This window comes from Phenylobacterium sp. (assembly GCF_025934275.1).
Taxonomy (GTDB): Bacteria; Pseudomonadota; Alphaproteobacteria; order Caulobacterales; family Caulobacteraceae; genus Phenylobacterium.
The window spans coordinates 15053-30010 of sequence record NZ_JAICYI010000047.1; the positions used below are offsets into that span (position 1 = coordinate 15053).

Annotated in this window: 15 protein-coding genes and 1 tRNA gene; 6 read left to right on the forward strand and 10 right to left on the reverse strand. The window is 71.0% G+C overall.

The window, feature by feature from the left end; translation table 11 throughout:
* Positions 1 to 165: 165 nt before the first annotated feature.
* Positions 166 to 1263: an aromatic ring-hydroxylating dioxygenase subunit alpha gene (locus tag Q0W60_RS12515; RefSeq protein WP_297696068.1), complete on the reverse strand. Its 1098-nt coding sequence runs from the start codon at positions 1261 to 1263 to the stop codon at positions 166 to 168.
* Positions 1264 to 1380: 117 nt separating this feature from the next.
* Between Q0W60_RS12515 and Q0W60_RS12520 the strand changes: the two genes are divergently transcribed.
* Positions 1381 to 2373 (forward strand): NADP-dependent oxidoreductase, encoded by a 993-nt coding sequence (locus tag Q0W60_RS12520; protein WP_297696070.1) that lies wholly within the window; start codon positions 1381 to 1383, stop codon positions 2371 to 2373.
* A gap of 14 nt (positions 2374 to 2387) precedes the next feature.
* Entirely contained in the window at positions 2388 to 2780 is a 393-nt protein-coding gene (locus Q0W60_RS12525; RefSeq protein ID WP_297696072.1) for a hypothetical protein, read from the forward strand.
* On the opposite strand, the gene Q0W60_RS12530 is transcribed toward Q0W60_RS12525, so the two are convergent.
* Together Q0W60_RS12530 and Q0W60_RS12535 are read right to left on the reverse strand one after the other, a co-directional pair.
* A complete protein-coding gene (locus Q0W60_RS12530; RefSeq protein WP_297696074.1) occupies positions 2777 to 4390 on the reverse strand; it encodes an alpha-glucosidase family protein in 1614 nt (537 codons plus the stop codon). The genes Q0W60_RS12525 and Q0W60_RS12530 overlap by 4 nt on opposite strands.
* A 133-nt stretch (positions 4391 to 4523) precedes the next feature.
* Positions 4524 to 5144, reverse strand: coding sequence for an ATP-dependent Clp protease proteolytic subunit (locus tag Q0W60_RS12535; RefSeq protein ID WP_297696076.1), 621 nt, complete (start codon positions 5142 to 5144; stop codon positions 4524 to 4526).
* Positions 5145 to 5361: 217 nt separating this feature from the next.
* Here Q0W60_RS12535 and Q0W60_RS12540 point away from each other — a divergent pair, with 217 nt between their 5' ends.
* Complete coding sequence (locus Q0W60_RS12540) at positions 5362 to 6147, forward strand: SDR family oxidoreductase (RefSeq protein ID WP_297696096.1); 786 nt, start codon at positions 5362 to 5364, stop codon at positions 6145 to 6147.
* Between the two features lie 7 nt (positions 6148 to 6154).
* Here the strand turns inward: Q0W60_RS12540 and Q0W60_RS12545 are convergent, their stop codons facing one another.
* Both Q0W60_RS12545 and Q0W60_RS12550 read right to left on the reverse strand, forming a co-directional pair.
* On the reverse strand, positions 6155 to 6823 hold the full coding sequence (locus tag Q0W60_RS12545; protein WP_297696078.1) for a class I SAM-dependent methyltransferase: 669 nt from the start codon (positions 6821 to 6823) through the stop codon (positions 6155 to 6157).
* Entirely contained in the window at positions 6820 to 7197 is a 378-nt protein-coding gene (locus Q0W60_RS12550; RefSeq protein ID WP_297696080.1) for a VOC family protein, read from the reverse strand. The genes Q0W60_RS12545 and Q0W60_RS12550 overlap by 4 nt, the downstream gene beginning before the upstream one ends.
* Positions 7198 to 7264: 67 nt before the next feature.
* Between Q0W60_RS12550 and Q0W60_RS12555 the strand changes: the two genes are divergently transcribed.
* Positions 7265 to 8038, forward strand: coding sequence for a helix-turn-helix domain-containing protein (locus Q0W60_RS12555; RefSeq protein WP_297696082.1), 774 nt, complete (start codon positions 7265 to 7267; stop codon positions 8036 to 8038).
* On the opposite strand, the gene Q0W60_RS12560 is transcribed toward Q0W60_RS12555, so the two are convergent.
* The 3 genes from Q0W60_RS12560 to Q0W60_RS12570 form a co-directional block, all read right to left on the reverse strand.
* Positions 8004 to 9194, reverse strand: a complete 1191-nt coding sequence (locus Q0W60_RS12560) for an aminotransferase (protein ID WP_297696084.1) — start codon at positions 9192 to 9194, stop codon at positions 8004 to 8006. The genes Q0W60_RS12555 and Q0W60_RS12560 overlap by 35 nt on opposite strands.
* Positions 9195 to 9227: 33 nt before the next feature.
* Positions 9228 to 11063, reverse strand: a complete 1836-nt coding sequence (typA, locus tag Q0W60_RS12565) for a translational GTPase TypA (RefSeq protein WP_297696086.1) — start codon at positions 11061 to 11063, stop codon at positions 9228 to 9230.
* Positions 11064 to 11461: 398 nt separating this feature from the next.
* Positions 11462 to 12373: an N-formylglutamate amidohydrolase gene (locus Q0W60_RS12570; RefSeq protein WP_297696098.1), complete on the reverse strand. Its 912-nt coding sequence runs from the start codon at positions 12371 to 12373 to the stop codon at positions 11462 to 11464.
* Positions 12374 to 12519: 146 nt separating this feature from the next.
* Between Q0W60_RS12570 and Q0W60_RS12575 the strand changes: the two genes are divergently transcribed.
* On the forward strand, positions 12520 to 12876 hold the full coding sequence (locus Q0W60_RS12575; RefSeq protein WP_297696088.1) for a response regulator: 357 nt from the start codon (positions 12520 to 12522) through the stop codon (positions 12874 to 12876).
* A gap of 65 nt (positions 12877 to 12941) precedes the next feature.
* Positions 12942 to 13016: transfer RNA gene (locus Q0W60_RS12580), tRNA-Val, on the forward strand.
* A gap of 308 nt (positions 13017 to 13324) precedes the next feature.
* On the opposite strand, the gene Q0W60_RS12585 is transcribed toward Q0W60_RS12580, so the two are convergent.
* Both Q0W60_RS12585 and mnmC read right to left on the reverse strand, forming a co-directional pair.
* Positions 13325 to 13726, reverse strand: coding sequence for a DUF6491 family protein (locus tag Q0W60_RS12585; RefSeq protein ID WP_297696090.1), 402 nt, complete (start codon positions 13724 to 13726; stop codon positions 13325 to 13327).
* Between the two features lie 64 nt (positions 13727 to 13790).
* The coding region (mnmC, locus tag Q0W60_RS12590; protein ID WP_297696092.1) for an FAD-dependent 5-carboxymethylaminomethyl-2-thiouridine(34) oxidoreductase MnmC at positions 13791 to 14958 on the reverse strand (1168 nt) is incomplete at its 5' end.

Consider the following 14958-nt stretch of genomic DNA (forward strand, 5'->3'; position numbering starts at 1 on the left):
CCTAGGGGTGCGGACCCGGGCTCTGCAACCCGCGAGCGGCCTCACGGGCGGGCGCACGACCAGCGCCAGGATGACGACCGCCATCGCCGCCACGAACCGGACGATTGCAGGAGCCCTGTTGCTCACGTCGGCTAGCAACGCGCGGTCGCACGCCGGGGCCTCAGTTCAGCTCCGCCAGCGCAGGGTCGCCGGCTCCACGGGGTTGACCAGCGCGCGCCGCTCCCGGCGGCTGGCGGCCCACTCGCGTTTCAACTGATGGTACCACTTGGCCTGCTTGTCGGCGTCGTCGACCCACAGCAGCGGCGGATCGTACTTCAGGCCACGGTTCTGCAGGTTCACCATCGCCCCGTCCTGCCGCAGGAAGGCGCGCGCGCCGGCGGCGATGAACGGCTTGAGGAAGACGAACGCCGGGTGGTCGGACCAGACGATCTGGGTGATCCGCGTCCTGCGCTCGTCGATAGGCGTCAGGCAGGTCAGCGACAGCACCTGGCGCTTGCCGACCGTCACGTGCTCCCAGCGGAGACCGGGCAGGCGGAAGGTGATCTCGGTCAGCGGCTCGCCGCCCAGGATGGCGTAGGCGCGGGAGTTCTTCGAGGGCTCGTGCCGCACCATGGCGAAGCCGGCCTCGCGCGGCTCGAAGCGCTTGGCCTTCTCGTGCTGGCTGGCTTTGGAGCGCCACCACCACTGCTGGTGCACGTAGGGCCCGTGCGCCGGGTCCATCAGGCCGACCACGGCGTGGTCGATGTGGGCGTCGAACTCCATGCGGTCGACGAGCCTCGGTCGGCCGCCCACCACGCCCGGGAAGACCGGCGGCGGCTGGTCGGGCTCGGCCTCGCCGCGCGCCTCGCCGGCTATCCAGACGAACACCAGCCCCTGGCTCTCCGCGACCGGAGAGCTGCGCACGCGGATGCGCGCGACATCGAAGGCCTGGTCCTCGACCAGCGACGGGATCGCCGCGCAGGCGCCGTCCGCGCCGAACCGCCAACCGTGGTAGGGGCACTCCACCGTCTCGGCGCCGGACGCCTCGCGATGGAAGCGGCCGGCCGAAAGCGGCGCGGCGCGGTGCGGGCAGATATCGCGAAGCGCGAACAGCCGCCCGGCTCTCGAGCGGCCCAGCAGCACCGGCTGGCCAAGGATCTCATAGCGGGCGAGGCGACCGGGCTTGAGGTCCGACGCCAGCGCGGCGAAGTACCAGATGTCGGTCACGAAACCCTGGCCGAACCGGCTCTCGCTGCGCACGCTCTTGGCCTCGCCGTCTGGCATGGGCTCCCCTGTAGCCTCCCGCCCGCCGACTCGGAAGGGCGCGCGGGCTCAGCTTGCCCCGCCGGGAGCCCGACGTCACATTGGCCGACCGCTGCAGCACGACGAGAGGACGGTCTCATGAGCCGGACAAACCGCGAGATCCACCTGGCGAAACGCCCGGACGGCCCGCCGGCCCTGGACGATTTCAAGCTCGTCGAGGCGCCCCTGCCGGAGATCGCGGACGGCCAGGTGCTGATCCAGCAGCTCTACATGTCGGTCGATCCGGCGATGCGGCCAAGGCTCGCCAACGGCTATGAGCTCGGCCAGGCGATGTCCGGCGGCGCGCTCGGGCGGATCGTGCAGTCGAAGACTCCGGCCTTCGCCGAGGGCGAGTTGGTGCGCAACCCGCTGGGCTTCCGAGAGTACGCCGTCTCCGAGGCGCGCGGCCTGCAGAAGCTCGAGCCGGAGCCGGGCGTTCCGCTCACCGCCTACATGTCGGTGCTGGGCGGCACCGGCTTCACCGCCTATGGCGGCCTGCTCGAAATCGGCAAGCTGAAGGCGGGCGAGCAGGCCTTCGTCTCCACGGCGGCCGGCGCGGTGGGCTCGGTCGCGGCCCAGATCGCCAAGATCAAGGGCTGCTACGTGATCGGCTCGACGGGCTCCGACGAAAAGGCCGCTTGGCTGCGCGACGAGGCCGGGCTGGATGCGGTGATCAACTACAAGACGACGCCGATCCGCCAGGGCCTCAAGGCGGCGGCGCCCAAGGGCGTCGACGTCTATTTCGACAACGTGGGCGGCGAGCATCTCGACGCGGCGCTCGCCAACATGAACAGCCTCGGCCGGGTCGCGGTCTGCGGCATGATCTCCGGCTACAACAACGCAGGCGCCCGCACGCCGGTCTACAACCTCTCCAACATCATCTACGGCCGGATCAATCTCCGCGGCTTCGTGGCCACCGACTTCATGCACCTGCGTCCGCAGTTCGAGAGCGACATGCGCGAGTGGCTGAGGACCGGCAAGATCAAGTGGCGCGAGACGGTGCTGGACGGGATCGCCGAGGCGCCGCACGCCATGGTCGGCCTGATGCAGGGCGAGAACATCGGCAAGATGCTGGTCAAGCTCGCGGATTAGGGAGCCGCCCGCCGATGCGCCTGCTCGTGATCACCCTGGTCGGCCTGGCGCTCGCCGGCCCGTCCGCCGCGCAGGGGCAGCCTGCGTCCGCCGACGAGGGCGTGCAGCCGTTCATCGGATCGCGGCTGGAGATCGACAACTTCCAGGGCTGGCACGCCGATCGCTATCTCGCGCCCGACCACACCTACACGCAGACCGGCTCGGACGGCGACGTCACCGGGGAGTGGTCCGTTGAGGACGGCAAGCTCTGCACCGAGCAGAAGACCCCGCCCCCCGCCGGCGACGGGGCCAAGCGCTACTGCAACCTCGGCCCGGGCCGCAAGCTCGGCGACACCTGGCAGGACCGCGATCCGGTGACCGGCAATCCGATCTTCTTCAGCCTGCAGCCCATCCCGGCCACGCCTTAGACCGCGAGAACCGCCGCCGCGTAGGGGGCGAGGCCCAGGGAGGCTCCGCGCAGCTCGGCTTCGCCGGCGCCCACCGGCAGCATCTTCGCGTCCGCTAGCGCCGGGATGGTGGGAGCGACGGGCGCGCCCGAGAAATTGAACACGCAGGCGATGCGCTCGTCGCCGGCCGTGCGCATGAAGGCGAGCACCGGATCGGCCGTGTCGAGGAACGCGATGTCGCCGCGGCTCAGCGCCGCCGAGTCCTTGCGCAGGGCGATGATCGCGCGGGCCAAGGTCAGCATGGAGTCGGGATCCCCCTCCTGCGCTGCGACGGTGAGGCCGGCATGCTCCTTGGCCACCGGCAGCCAGGGCGTCCCGGTCGTGAAGCCGAGGTTCGGTGCGTCCGCCCGCCAGGGCAGCGGCGTGCGGCAGCCGTCGCGCCCGCCGGTGTAGGGCCAGTAGAGGTCGCCCACCGGATCCCTCAGCTGGTCGCGCCGCAGCTTCGCCTGGGGCAGCCCCAGCTCCTCCCCCTGGTAGATGATGGTCGTGCCCCTCAGGCAGACGAGCAGGGCGAACATCAGCTTCGCCAGCTCCGGCGGCGGATTCTCCCCGCCGAAGCGCGAGACGGTGCGCGGCACGTCGTGATTCGACAGCGCGATGGTCGGCCAGTGGCCCGGATGCTCGGCGAGCGTCGCATAGTGCGCCCTGACGAAGTCCGGCGCGAGCCTGCGGGCGAGCAGCATGACGAAGGTGTAGGCCGAATGCAGCCCCGCCTCGGGCGCCAGATAGGCGCCGCACCGCGCCTCCTCCTCGGAGAACTCCCCGAACACGAAGCGCTCGCCGTGCGCCTCCACCCGTCGCCGGATGAGGTCCAGCATCTCGGCGTTCTCGGGGAGGTTGGCGTCGTGCAGGTGCCGCTGCAGGTTGCCCGCATGGCTCCAGTCGCGCCCGGTGCGCTCGGCCATGGGCGTCGCCGGATTGTCGCTCAGCGCCGGGTCGTGCAGGTAGGTGCCGGCGACATCGAGGCGGAAGCCGTCGACCCCCTTGTCGAGCCAGAAATCGAGCACCGAGAGCGCGGCCTCGCGGGCATCCGGATTGCGCCAGTTCAGCTTCGGCTGCTGGCGCAGGAACTTGTGGTGGTAGTGCTGGCGCCTGGCGGGCTGGTAGGCCCAAGCGGGGCCGCCGAACACCGAAAGCCAGTTGTTTGGGGCGGTCCCGTCCAGCTTCGGGTCCGCCCAGACGTACCAGTCCGCCTTGGGCCCGTCCCGGCCCCCGGTCAGGCTCTCCACGAACCAGGGATGCTCGTCGGAGGTGTGCGAGAGCACCTCGTCCAGGAGCACCTTCAGCCCCTTGGCATGCGCGCTCGCCAGCAGCCGCTCGAAGTCGGCTGCGGCGCCGTAGTCGGGCTGAACGTCCTCGAAGTCGGCGACGTCATAACCCCAGTCGCGGTTCGGCGAGGGATGGATCGGCGACAGCCAGATCCCGTCCACCCCCAGCGCCTTGATGTAGTCGAGCCTGGCCTCGACGCCGGCCAGGTCGCCGTGCCCGTCGCCGTCGGCGTCGAAGAACGAGCGCACATAGATCTGGTAGAGGACCGCGCCCCGCCACCAGGGACTGGAGGCGGCGCTCACCGTTGCTCCTCCTCAGGGGCAGCCGTCGCGAAGCGACTGGGGGGGTTGAAGCCCACGAGGCCCTCCGCTGCGAATGAAACCCCCTCCGGCCCTCCGGGCCGCCTCCCCCCGTGGGGGAGGACCGTTCCGCACCTCACGCCTCGCCGATGTGGTGGATGACCCGCGAGACGATGCCGTAAGCGACAGCCTCCTCGGCGCTCATCCAGAAGTTCCGCTGGGTGTCCTTGTCGATCCGCTCAAGGGTCTGGCCGGTCTCGCGCGCGATGATCCGGTTCACCCGCTCGCGCATCTTGATGATCTCCTCGGCCTCGATCTCGATGTCCGAAGCCTGGCCGCGAACCCCACCCGTGGGCTGGTGCAGCAGGAAGCGGGTGTTGGGCAGGCAGAGGCGGTTCTCCTTCTCTGCGCCCAGGAAGATGTGGGCGCCGGAGCTCGCCACCCAACCGGTGCCGATCACCTTCACCGGCGCGCCGCAGAAGCGGATCATGTCGTGCACCGTGTCGCCGCTTTCCACGTGTCCGCCCGGCGAGTTGATGATGATCCGGATGGGCTGGTCGCTTTCCGAGGCGAGCGCGGTGATCTGGGCGGTGACCCGCTCGGCCAGCCGCATGTCGATCTCCCCGAACACCAGCACGGTGCGCGACTTGAACAGCGCGTTCTGCACCGGCCCGGCGGTCATCGGCAGGTCGGGCAGGCGGCCTTTCTCCTCTTCTTCGGGGTCTTCGTCGTCCAGCCAGACTCGCCACTGGGTCATGAGCGCTCCTTGGGGCAGGCCGCGACCGGGGGCGCCTACGGCGCCGCGACCTCGCAGCGGAGATTGTCCCTTGCAGTTATTGGCCCCCGCGGGTTCCCGCAAGACCGTAACGCCGGCGGGCGGCGGCCGGCGATCGTCTTGACCTCGCCTGCGGCCGCGCCGCAAATGGCCGCACACTCAAACAACCGTTTCACGGGAGCACGCGATGAGCGAGGTGATGGATAGGGCCGGCCAGCAGACGGGCGAGCTGTTCGACCTGACCGGCAAGGTCGCGATCATCACCGGCTCCTCCCGCGGCATCGGCAAGGCGATCGCCGAGCGCATGGCCGAGCATGGCGCGAAGGTGGTGATCTCCTCGCGCAAGGCGGGTCCCTGCGAGGAGGTGGCGGCCTCGATCAACGCCAAGCGGGCGGGCCACGCCATCGCCGTACCCGCCAACATCTCCTCGAAGGAAGACCTGACCCGGCTCGTGGAGGAGACCCGTTCCGCCTTCGGCAAGATCGACATCGTGGTCTGCAACGCCGCCTCGAACCCGTTCTATGGCAGCCAGCTCGACATCACCGACGAGGCGTTCAACAAGATCCTCTCCAACAACATCGTCGCCAACAACTGGCTGATCCAGCTCACCGCGCCGGAGATGAAGGCGCGCAAGGACGGGGCGATCATCATCATCTCCTCGATCGGCGGCCTGCGCGGCTCGACGGTGATCGGCGCCTACTGCATCTCCAAGGCCGCCGACATGCAGCTCGCCCGCAATCTCGCCCAGGAGCTCGGCCCCTCGAACATCCGGGTGAACTGCATCGCCCCGGGGCTGGTGAAGACCGACTTCGCCCGGGCGCTCTGGGACACGCCCGAGGGCGAGCGGCGCTCCAGCGCCGGCACGCCGCTGCGGCGGCTGGGCGAACCCGACGACATCGCCGGCGCGGCGGTGTTCCTGGCTTCCAGGGCCGGCTCCTGGATTACCGGCCAGACCATGGTCATCGACGGCGGCTCGACCAGCTGACCCGCGGTCAGCTCCGGACGCACATCTCCAGCCCGCCGTCGAACGGCAGGGTCATGTGGCGCATGCGGTTGGCGGGATCGGCGAGCCAAGCGAAGAAGGCCTCGTAGCCGCGGTGCGAGCTCGCGGTGTTGTCGGCGACGATCACCGCGCCTTCGCGCAGGCGCGGGCCGATCAGCGTCAGCGCCGGGACCACCATCTCGGTCCAGATGTCGAGCAGGACGAAGTCGACCGCGCCGCCCACGTCCTTCAGCGTCTCGCGCAGGTCGCCCTCGCGCAGATCGATGAACTGGGCGAGGCCGGCGGCGGCGAAATTCTCCCGGGCGGCGGCGGCCTTCGCGGCCTCGTGCTCTGTGCCGATCACCATCCCGCCGCCGTTGTCGCGCACCGCAGCCGCCAGATAGAGGGTCGAGACGCCGAACGAGGTGCCGCATTCCACCACGCGGCGGGCCATGAGCGCGCGGCAGGTCAGGTAGCAGAACTCGGCCTTGGCGGGCTCCAGCGCCACCAGCTTGTCGGCCATGAAGCGGTGCGACTTGTCATCGAAGCCGTCCCAGGAGAGCTCGCCCTTCTTGGCCCGCTCTGAGAACCACGCGCTCGTCTCGGCCTCCTGCGCCCGGCTCTTCGCCTGCAGGCGATCGATCAGCCCCTGCAGTTTCGGATCCGAGAGCACGCTCATGGCTGCCGCGGCGGGTTCACGTACTTCATGGCGCCGGCGACGTTGCCCTCGCTGTCCTTGAAATAGATGAGCTCGCCGACCCCCTCGATGACGCTCGGCTGCGTGATGATGGCTCCGCCGTTGGCCCCGATCGCGGCGACGGTCGCGGGGATGTCGTCGATGGCGAAAGTGATCGTTATTCCCGGCATGGCCTCGCCGCCGATCGAATGACGGCCCTGGACCGCAGCGCTCACCCCACGGCCGGTGTCCTCGTCGATGAAGAAGCCGGGCGGTCCCCACGGCTCGAACCTCCACCCGAACACCGCCTGGTAGAAGCGCCGCCCGCGGTCGATGTCGTCGGCGTTGATCGAGAAATGGCGCAGGTGGCTGGCCATGGCGACGTCCTCCTGCCGGACAGCTACGCCCTGGCGGTCCGGCGCGCTTGCGCTAGTCTGACGAACAATGTCGACCACGCGCCAATTTTCGCCCGACCCTGGCGGCTATCCGATCCGCGGCCTGGCCCAGACCTTCCAGGACGGGGCCGTGATCGACGCCCACACCCATCCCTGGGCCCAGCTGATCTACGCCGCCCGCGGCGTGATGCAGGTGAGCACGCCGGCGGCCACCTGGATGGTGCCCCCGACCCGGGCGATCTGGGTGCCCGGCGGGACGGCGCACGCCATCCGCATGCGCGGACAGGTCGCCATGCGCACCCTCTACCTGACGCCGATCGATCCCGACGCGCGGCTGACGGCTTGCCGCGCCATCGAGGTGGCGCCGCTTTTGCGCGAGCTCATCCTGCACCTCGTGCAGCTGCGCATGCTGCGGCTCGACAACGAGGCGCAGCAGCGCCTCGTCGGGCTGCTGCTCGACCTGCTGGCGGCGGGCGAGACCGCGCCGCTCGAGCTGCCGATGCCCCGCGATCCGCGCGCCCGGCGGCTGGCCGAGCGGATCATGGAGCAGCCCGGGGCGGAGGCTTCGCTGGCCGAACTCGCGCGCGGGGCCGGCGGCAGCCTCAGGACGCTGCAGCGGCTGTTCCAGGCCGAGACGCGGCTGACCCTGGAGACCTGGCGGGCGCGGGCGCGCATGCAGCAGGCGGTGGCGGCGCTGGCCGGCGGCGCGCCGGTGACGGCCACCGCGCTCGAGGCCGGCTACGCCAGTCCCTCGGCGTTCGTGGCCGCCTTCCGGCGCACCTTCGGGGTCACGCCGTCGCGCTACCGGGCTCGCGCCGCCTGACGGCGAGCGCCCGCGCCTTCGCCAGACCCTCGATCCCGGCGTCAAGGGTCGCGTCGCGCTTGGCGAAGCAGAGGCGGACAATGTTCGTCACCGGTTCGTCCTCGTAGAGCGCCGAGACGGGGATCGTGGCGACGCCGGCCTGCTTTACGGCCTGAAGGCAGAACTCGCGGTCCCCCATGGCCACGCCGGAGCCGGGGAGATCGACGCACAGGAAATAGGCGCCCTGCGCCGGCAGGACGGCGAAGCCTTCCCGCCTCAGGCCGTCGGACAACCGGTCGCGCGAGCGGGCGAGGTCGCGCGGCATGTCGCGGAACCAGGCCTCGGAGTTCGCCAGGCCCCAGGCCACGGCGGCCTGCAGGTTGGGCGGGGTGGTGAACGTCAGGAACTGGTGCGCGCGAGCGAGGCTGCGGGAGAGCGCGGGCGCGGCGGCCAGGAAGCCCACCTTCCAGCCGGTGAGGCCGAACATCTTGCCGGCCGAGCCGATCTTCACGGCGCGCTCGCGCATGCCGGGAAAGCCGATCAGCGGCCGGTGACAGGCGCCCTCGAACACCACCTGCTCCCAGACCTCGTCGCAGATGGCGATCACGTCGTGCGCCACGCAGAATTCCGCCAGCAACGCCAGGTCGCCTTCGGGGAACACCACGCCGGTCGGGTTCATCGGATTGTTCAGCACGACGAACCGCGTCCGCTCGCTGAACGCCGCCTGGAGCATCTCGCGGGTGAAGCGCCAGCTTGGCGGCTGCAGGCTGACGAGCTTCGGAACGCCGCCCGCGGCGCGGATCATGGGCAGGTAGGAGTCGTAGACCGGCTGGAAGACCACCACCTCGTCGCCCGGCTCGATCAGCGCCAGGAAGGCGGCCGCCAACGCCTCGGTCGCGCCCGAGGTGACGGTGACCTCGCTGGCCCAGTCGAGCTCCACGCCTTGGGTCCTGGCGTAGTGCGCCGCCACGGCCTGCCTCAGCTCCGGCAGGCCGGCCATCGGCGGATACTGGTTGTAGCCGTTCAGCACCGCATCGGCCGCCTTCTCGCGGATCGCGTCAGGGCCGGGATCGTCGGGGAAGCCCTGGCCCAGGTTCACGGCCGAAAGCTCGCGCGCCAGGCCGCTCATCTCCTCGAAGATGGTGGTGGGCAGGTTCGCGAAGATCGGGTTGGCCATGGCGGATTTGTAGCCCAGCCGCGCCGTGGGACCCTAATCCTCCCGCAGCCGCTTCTTGCGGAAGCTGGGGTTCAGCACCTTCTTGCGCAGTCGGATGGCCTTGGGCGTCACCTCCACCAGCTCGTCCTCCTCGATGTAGGCGATCGCCTGCTCGAGGGTGGGGCGGCGCGGCGGGGTCAGGCGCACGGCTTCGTCCTTGCCCGAGGCCCGCACGTTGGTCAGCTGCTTGGCCTTCATGGGATTCACGTCGAGGTCGTCGCCGCGGCTGTTCTCGCCGATGATCATGCCCTGGTAGGTCTTCTCGCCGCCGCCCACGAACATGGTCCCGCGCTCTTCCAGGTTCCACAGGGCGTAGGCCGCCGTCTCGCCCTCGGAGTTGGAGACCAGCACGCCGTTGCGGCGGCCCTCGATGGCGCCCTTGTACGGCTCGTAGTGGCTGAACACGCGGTTCAGCACGCCCGAGCCGCGGGTGTCGGTCAGGAACTCGCCCTGGTAGCCGATGAGCGCGCGCGACGGGGCCTGCAGCGTCAGCCGCGTCTTGCCGGCGCCGGAGGGCCCCATGTCGGTCAGCTCCGCCTTGCGCGCCGAGAGCTTCTCGATGACCACGCCGGTGAAGTCGTCGTCCACGTCGATGACCACGTCCTCGATCGGCTCCAGACGCTGGCCGCTCTCGGGATCCGTCTGGAACACCACCCGCGGGCGGCTGATCGAAACCTCGAAGCCTTCGCGCCGCATGGTCTCGATGAGCACGCCCAGCTGCAGTTCGCCGCGCCCGGCCACCTCGAAGGCGTCCTTCTCGGCCGTCTCGGAGACCCGGATCGCCACGTTGCTCTCGGCCTCGCGCAGCAGCCGGTCGCGGATCACCCGGCTCTGCACCTTGTCGCCCTCGCGGCCGGCCAGCGGGCTGTCGTTGATCGAGACGGTGATGGCGATGGTCGGGGGATCGATCGGCTGAGCGGGCAGGGCCTCTGTCACCTCCGGCGCGCAGACGGTGTCGGCGACCGTCGCCTTCGAGAGCCCGGCGATCGCCACGATGTCGCCCGCCTCGGCGAGCTCGATCGGCTGCCGCTTCAGGCCGCGGAAGGCGAGGATCTTGCTGATCCGGCCCTTCTCCATCTCCTTGCCGTCGGGACCGAGAGCGTGGATCGGCGCGCCGGGCGCGGCGCGGCCCGCCTCGACCCGCCCGGTGAGGAGCCGACCGAGGAAGGGATCGCTTTCGATCAGCACGGAGAGCAGCTGGAAGGGCGCGTCGACGCGCGCCTCGGCGGTCGGCGGCGGCACGTGCTCGACGATCAGGTCGAACAGCGGCGCGAGGTCCTGCTTCGCGTCCTTCTGAAGGTCCTTCACCGCCCAGCCCTGCTTGCCCGAGGCATAGAGGTGCGGGAAATCGAGCTGCTCGTCGGTCGCGCCGATGGCGGCGAACAGGTCGAAGGCGTCGTTCAGCACGCGGTCGGGATCGGCGTGCGGCCGGTCGACCTTGTTCAGCACCACGATCGGCTTCAGGCCCAGCTTCAGCGCCTTGCCGAGCACGAACTTGGTCTGCGGCATGACGCCTTCCTCGGCGTCGACCAGCAGCAGCGCCCCGTCGACCATGCCGAGGATTCGCTCGACCTCGCCGCCGAAATCGGCGTGCCCGGGGGTGTCGATGATGTTGATCCGGGTGTCGCCCGCCGCGCCATGCCACAGCACCGATGTCGCCTTGGCCAGGATGGTGATGCCGCGCTCACGCTCCTGGTCGTTGGAGTCGAGCGCCCGCTCGGCATGCGCCTCGTTGGCGCGGAACACGCCGGACTGGGCGAGCAGCTGGTCCACCAGCGTGGTCTTGCCGTGGTCGACGTGGGCGATGATGGCGATGTTGCGGAGCGACATTCTGGATCTGGGCTTCGGGCGCAGGGGCGCGCAGGTGGCGTGTGGCGCCGGCGAAGGCGGGCTTTTAGGCGAGGCCGGCGATCAGGGCCAGCGCCCCGGAGCGTCCGCGACGCTGCGGCGCGCGAAATTCTCACAGTTGTTGTGCGTTGCAGCAACATGGGGCGGTTTTCCCCTGCGGCAAGGGCTGCGGAGGTGTGACATTTCCGAAACGACGCGAGGCATGGGCGATTTTCGCACCTGTCCCGGCTTGAGTCGTTGTGCGCTGCACAGTATAAGAAGGCTGTGAGGCGTCCCTGACGCCTCTGCCCTTCCTGGGCGTTTCCTCCCTAAGAACTGCCGCGCCTTCGGGCGCGGCTTTTTTTGGCCCTCAGGCGCGCCGCGGCCGACCCCTGAGCCGCTCAGCCCGGCCTCAGTCCCGACCAGTCGGCGGCGGCCAGCGTCTGGGTGAGGGCTTCGAGCCGCAGCTTCAGGTCGTGGAACGCAGGCGTCGGCGCGAGGCTCGCCTCGTCGAGGTAGAGCGCCCGGTTGATCTCGATCTGCAGGGCATGCACCCGGCGGGCGGGGCGGCCGTAATGCTCGGTGGTGTAGCCGCCGGCGTAGGGCGTGTTGCGCGCCACCCGGTAGCCCATGGACTCCAGCTCACGCTCGACGCGGGTCGGCAGCACGCCGGCGCAGGCCGCGCCGAAGCGGTCGCCCAGCACCAGGTCGCAGGGCCGCTCGCGGCCGCCGGTGCGCACCGCCGCCGCCGCCGGCATAGAATGCCAGTCGATGAGAATGGCGAAGCCGTGCTCGGCGTGCGTCTCGGCGATCAGCTGGCCGAGGGCTGCGTGATAGGGGCGGTGCGCGCCCTCGATCCGCCCCCGCGCCTCGGCGAAGGTGAGCTTGCGGGCGTAGATCTCCTGGCCTTCCGAGACCACCCGGGCGATCGCCCCGAGCCCCGCCGCCACCCGCGCGGTGCGGGCGCGGGCGAACTCCGGCAGCTCGTCGGCGAACATCGCGGGATCCAGCTCGAAGGCCTCGCGGTTCAGGTCGATGTAGGCGCGCGCGAAGCGGGCGGTGATCAGCGACACCCCCAGCTCCGGGGCGGCGGCGATCAGGTCGTCGACGTAGGCGTCCTCCGAGCGGCGGATGCTCTGGGCGTCGAGCGCGGCGGCGGCCATCATGTCGTCGGGATAGAGCCGGCCGGAGTGCGGCGAGGCGAACACGATCGGCGTCGGCGGCGCAGCCCCGCGCGCCGCGGCGCGGCGGACCTCGAAGGCCTCCGTGCGCGCGATGGGCTCCTCGACCGCGATCGGCTCCCAGGCGTTCATCGCGTCCATAGAACGCTGAGCGCCGTCCACGGTCAAAGGGTTCATGGGACGAGGCCCGCCGCAGGCGAGCGGCAGGGTTCATCGCGCCTTTACGCTTGACCTCCTAAGCTGGCGTTCCGTCCCGCGAGCCCGCCGCCGAACCCGCCATGCCCCGCATCCTTCTGGCCGAAGACGACGATTCGCTGCGCGGCTTCCTCGCCCGTGCGCTGGAGCGCGCCGGCTACGAAGTCACCGCCTGCGCGGACGGCGACGAGGCGGCCTCCCACCTCGACGAGAGCTGGGACGTCCTGCTCACCGACATCGTCATGCCGGGCCTGGACGGAATCGAGGTGGCGCGGCTGGCGGCGGCCAAGCACCCCGGGCTTCGGATCATGTTCATCACCGGTTTCGCCGCCGTCGCGCTGGCCGCCGGCGATGCGGCGCCGCCCGGCGCGAAGGTGCTCTCCAAGCCCATCCACCTGCGCGAGATCGTGGCCGAGGTGGAGCGGATGATCGCCGCTTGAGCCGCGGCGGCGCGCCGCTTGCTAAGCCCAGGGGCCGCCGTTATACCCGCGGCCTCCCGAGGTTCGGACGCGTAGCTCAGCGGGAGAGCACTACGTTGACATCGTAGGGGTCGCTGGTTCGATCCCAGCCGCGTCCACCATCTTCGTCAAAGCGTCAGCGGCGAAACCGGCTCTCGGGCCGTTGCGAAACCCCGTTCGGTAGCGGATGGCGAGCGGGCCTCAAGCCAGCGGACGGATGGCGCCGGTCTCGGTGTCGACCACGGCGTGCAACTGCTGGAGCTGCCAGCGGGTGAACAGTCGGCCGAGCAGCATCCCGAAGACAAGAATCGTCGAGCCGGTGGCGACGATCGAAAGCCAGATGTCGTGCGGCTCAGCCGCCGGCGCCGGATTCGGACGTGGCGCGCGGCGCGATCATCACCGATCTGGGTTTCCGGTCGATGAACCCCGTTCAAGGCCGGGCGCGGCGCGGCAGGGCGGCGACCTCCTCAGGCGTCAGCTTGCGCACGTTGCGGACGAAGCAGTGCTGGCGGCCGATGCCGGCCGCATGGGTGATCACCTCGGCGTCCATGCCGTTGCAGATCCACGATGAGGACCGCGACACCAGCGCCAGCCGCTGGTTCCAGTCGATGTCGGGGCAGGGGCCGAACATGTCGAAGTGATAGACGTCGCGCGAGTTCACCTGGACATAGAGGTTGTGCTCGTCGGGCGCGGCGAAGCTGGTCACGTTGCGGGTGTAGAAGCACTGCTGCGGCGAGTAGGCCGGCGTCCTGTCGCGGGCGACCGCGCCAGGTCCGGCGCCGGCGGCGAGGAGCGCCGCGCCCGCCAGGGCGATGGCGATGGTGGTCTTCATCTGTTCGGTCCTCAAACCTGAGGCGTCCCTCGAAGGGCCAGCCTTATACGCCTGCGCGCGCGGCTTATAAACCGGCCCGCCGCTCGGCCCGTCGCGCGAAGCGATCGGGATCGACCAGCTCGGCGAGCGCGGCCGGGAGGGGCGAGGCCGCCGCCAGCGCCAGCGTCGCCACGTGCTCGGCGAGCAGCGGGGCGTGGCAGAAGCCGCGCGATCCGAAGCCGGTCAGCACGAACAGCCCCGCCGGGGCGCCCGGCGCGGGCCCGGCGAGCGGCAGGCGGTCGGGCGTGGTCGCGCGCACGCTGGCGCGGCCTTCGAGCGATTCCGCCTCGATGCCGGCGGCGAACCTCGGAAGGGCGGCGGCCAGGATGGCGAGATTGCGCTCGTGCTCGATCGCCCGGACCGCCTCGTCCTCGTCGTCGCGATCGTGCGTCGCGCCGAAAAGGACGCCCTCGCGCATCGGCAGCACATAACCGCCCCAGGCCGCCGCGGCGCCGGGCGCGGCATGCCCGATGAGCCAGCTCGCCTGCCCGCGCACCGCCTGCAGCGGCAGGCCCGGCGCCAGCCGCGTCGAAGCCTGTGCCGCCGCCACGATCACCGCCTCGGCCGTGGCGAGCTCGCGCCCGGCCGCATCGCGCAGCCGCCAGCCGTCAGGGCGGGGCTCGAGGGCGGCGACCGCGGCGCGGCGCACCGGCGGCGCCCAGGCGGCGAGCGCCGCCCTTGGCTCGATCACCAGCGCCGCCTCCTGCAGCAGAGCCGCCGGGGCCGGCTCGCCCAGCCGGCCGCTCGCCGCCTCAGCCGTGAGCACCTGCAGCGTCCCGGGCTCGAACAGGTCCGAGGCCGCGATCTTCGCGAACCGGCCGAGGTCGCGGGAGTTGGCGGCGAGCTGCAGCACGCCGCGGGCGATGATCGCACCGGGTATCGCCTCGTAGAGCCGGACTGCGCGCCGGAACGCCTGGGCGAACAGCTCGGCGGGCGGGCCGAGGCCGGCGTCCAGCCTCGGCGTCACCAGGGCGGCCGGATTGCCGGAGCCGCCAGCCGCCAGCCCGACCGCGTCGAACACCGCCGCCTCGGCCCCGAGGGCCTCGAGCGCCCGCGCCGCCGCCACGCCGGCGACGCCGGCCCCGACGACGGCGACGCGCTGCGGCGGGCGCTCGGCGGGGGCGGCGCCCGCCAGCCGCGCCTCCAGCCGCTCGCGCTTGCGCCCGAACCCCGGCCGCTTGGCCACCGCGAAG

What these genes read in the sequence shown, in the direction of transcription:
- Q0W60_RS12525 (WP_297696072.1), top strand. Translation starts at nt 2,388, where the DNA reads ATGCGCCTGCTCGTGATCACCCTGGTCGGCCTGGCGCTCGCCGGCCCG.
- Q0W60_RS12575 (WP_297696088.1), top strand. Translation starts at nt 12,520, where the DNA reads ATGCCCCGCATCCTTCTGGCCGAAGACGACGATTCGCTGCGCGGCTTC.
- Q0W60_RS12585 (WP_297696090.1), bottom strand. Translation starts at nt 13,726, where the DNA reads ATGAAGACCACCATCGCCATCGCCCTGGCGGGCGCGGCGCTCCTCGCC.
- Q0W60_RS12550 (WP_297696080.1), bottom strand. Translation starts at nt 7,197, where the DNA reads ATGGCCAGCCACCTGCGCCATTTCTCGATCAACGCCGACGACATCGAC.
- Q0W60_RS12535 (WP_297696076.1), bottom strand. Translation starts at nt 5,144, where the DNA reads ATGACCCAGTGGCGAGTCTGGCTGGACGACGAAGACCCCGAAGAAGAG.
- Q0W60_RS12520 (WP_297696070.1), top strand. Translation starts at nt 1,381, where the DNA reads ATGAGCCGGACAAACCGCGAGATCCACCTGGCGAAACGCCCGGACGGC.
- Q0W60_RS12560 (WP_297696084.1), bottom strand. Translation starts at nt 9,194, where the DNA reads ATGGCCAACCCGATCTTCGCGAACCTGCCCACCACCATCTTCGAGGAG.
- Q0W60_RS12540 (WP_297696096.1), top strand. Translation starts at nt 5,362, where the DNA reads ATGGATAGGGCCGGCCAGCAGACGGGCGAGCTGTTCGACCTGACCGGC.
- Q0W60_RS12570 (WP_297696098.1), bottom strand. Translation starts at nt 12,373, where the DNA reads ATGAACGCCTGGGAGCCGATCGCGGTCGAGGAGCCCATCGCGCGCACG.
- Q0W60_RS12555 (WP_297696082.1), top strand. Translation starts at nt 7,265, where the DNA reads ATGTCGACCACGCGCCAATTTTCGCCCGACCCTGGCGGCTATCCGATC.
- Q0W60_RS12515 (WP_297696068.1), bottom strand. Translation starts at nt 1,263, where the DNA reads ATGCCAGACGGCGAGGCCAAGAGCGTGCGCAGCGAGAGCCGGTTCGGC.
- Q0W60_RS12545 (WP_297696078.1), bottom strand. Translation starts at nt 6,823, where the DNA reads ATGAGCGTGCTCTCGGATCCGAAACTGCAGGGGCTGATCGATCGCCTG.
- typA (WP_297696086.1), bottom strand. Translation starts at nt 11,063, where the DNA reads ATGTCGCTCCGCAACATCGCCATCATCGCCCACGTCGACCACGGCAAG.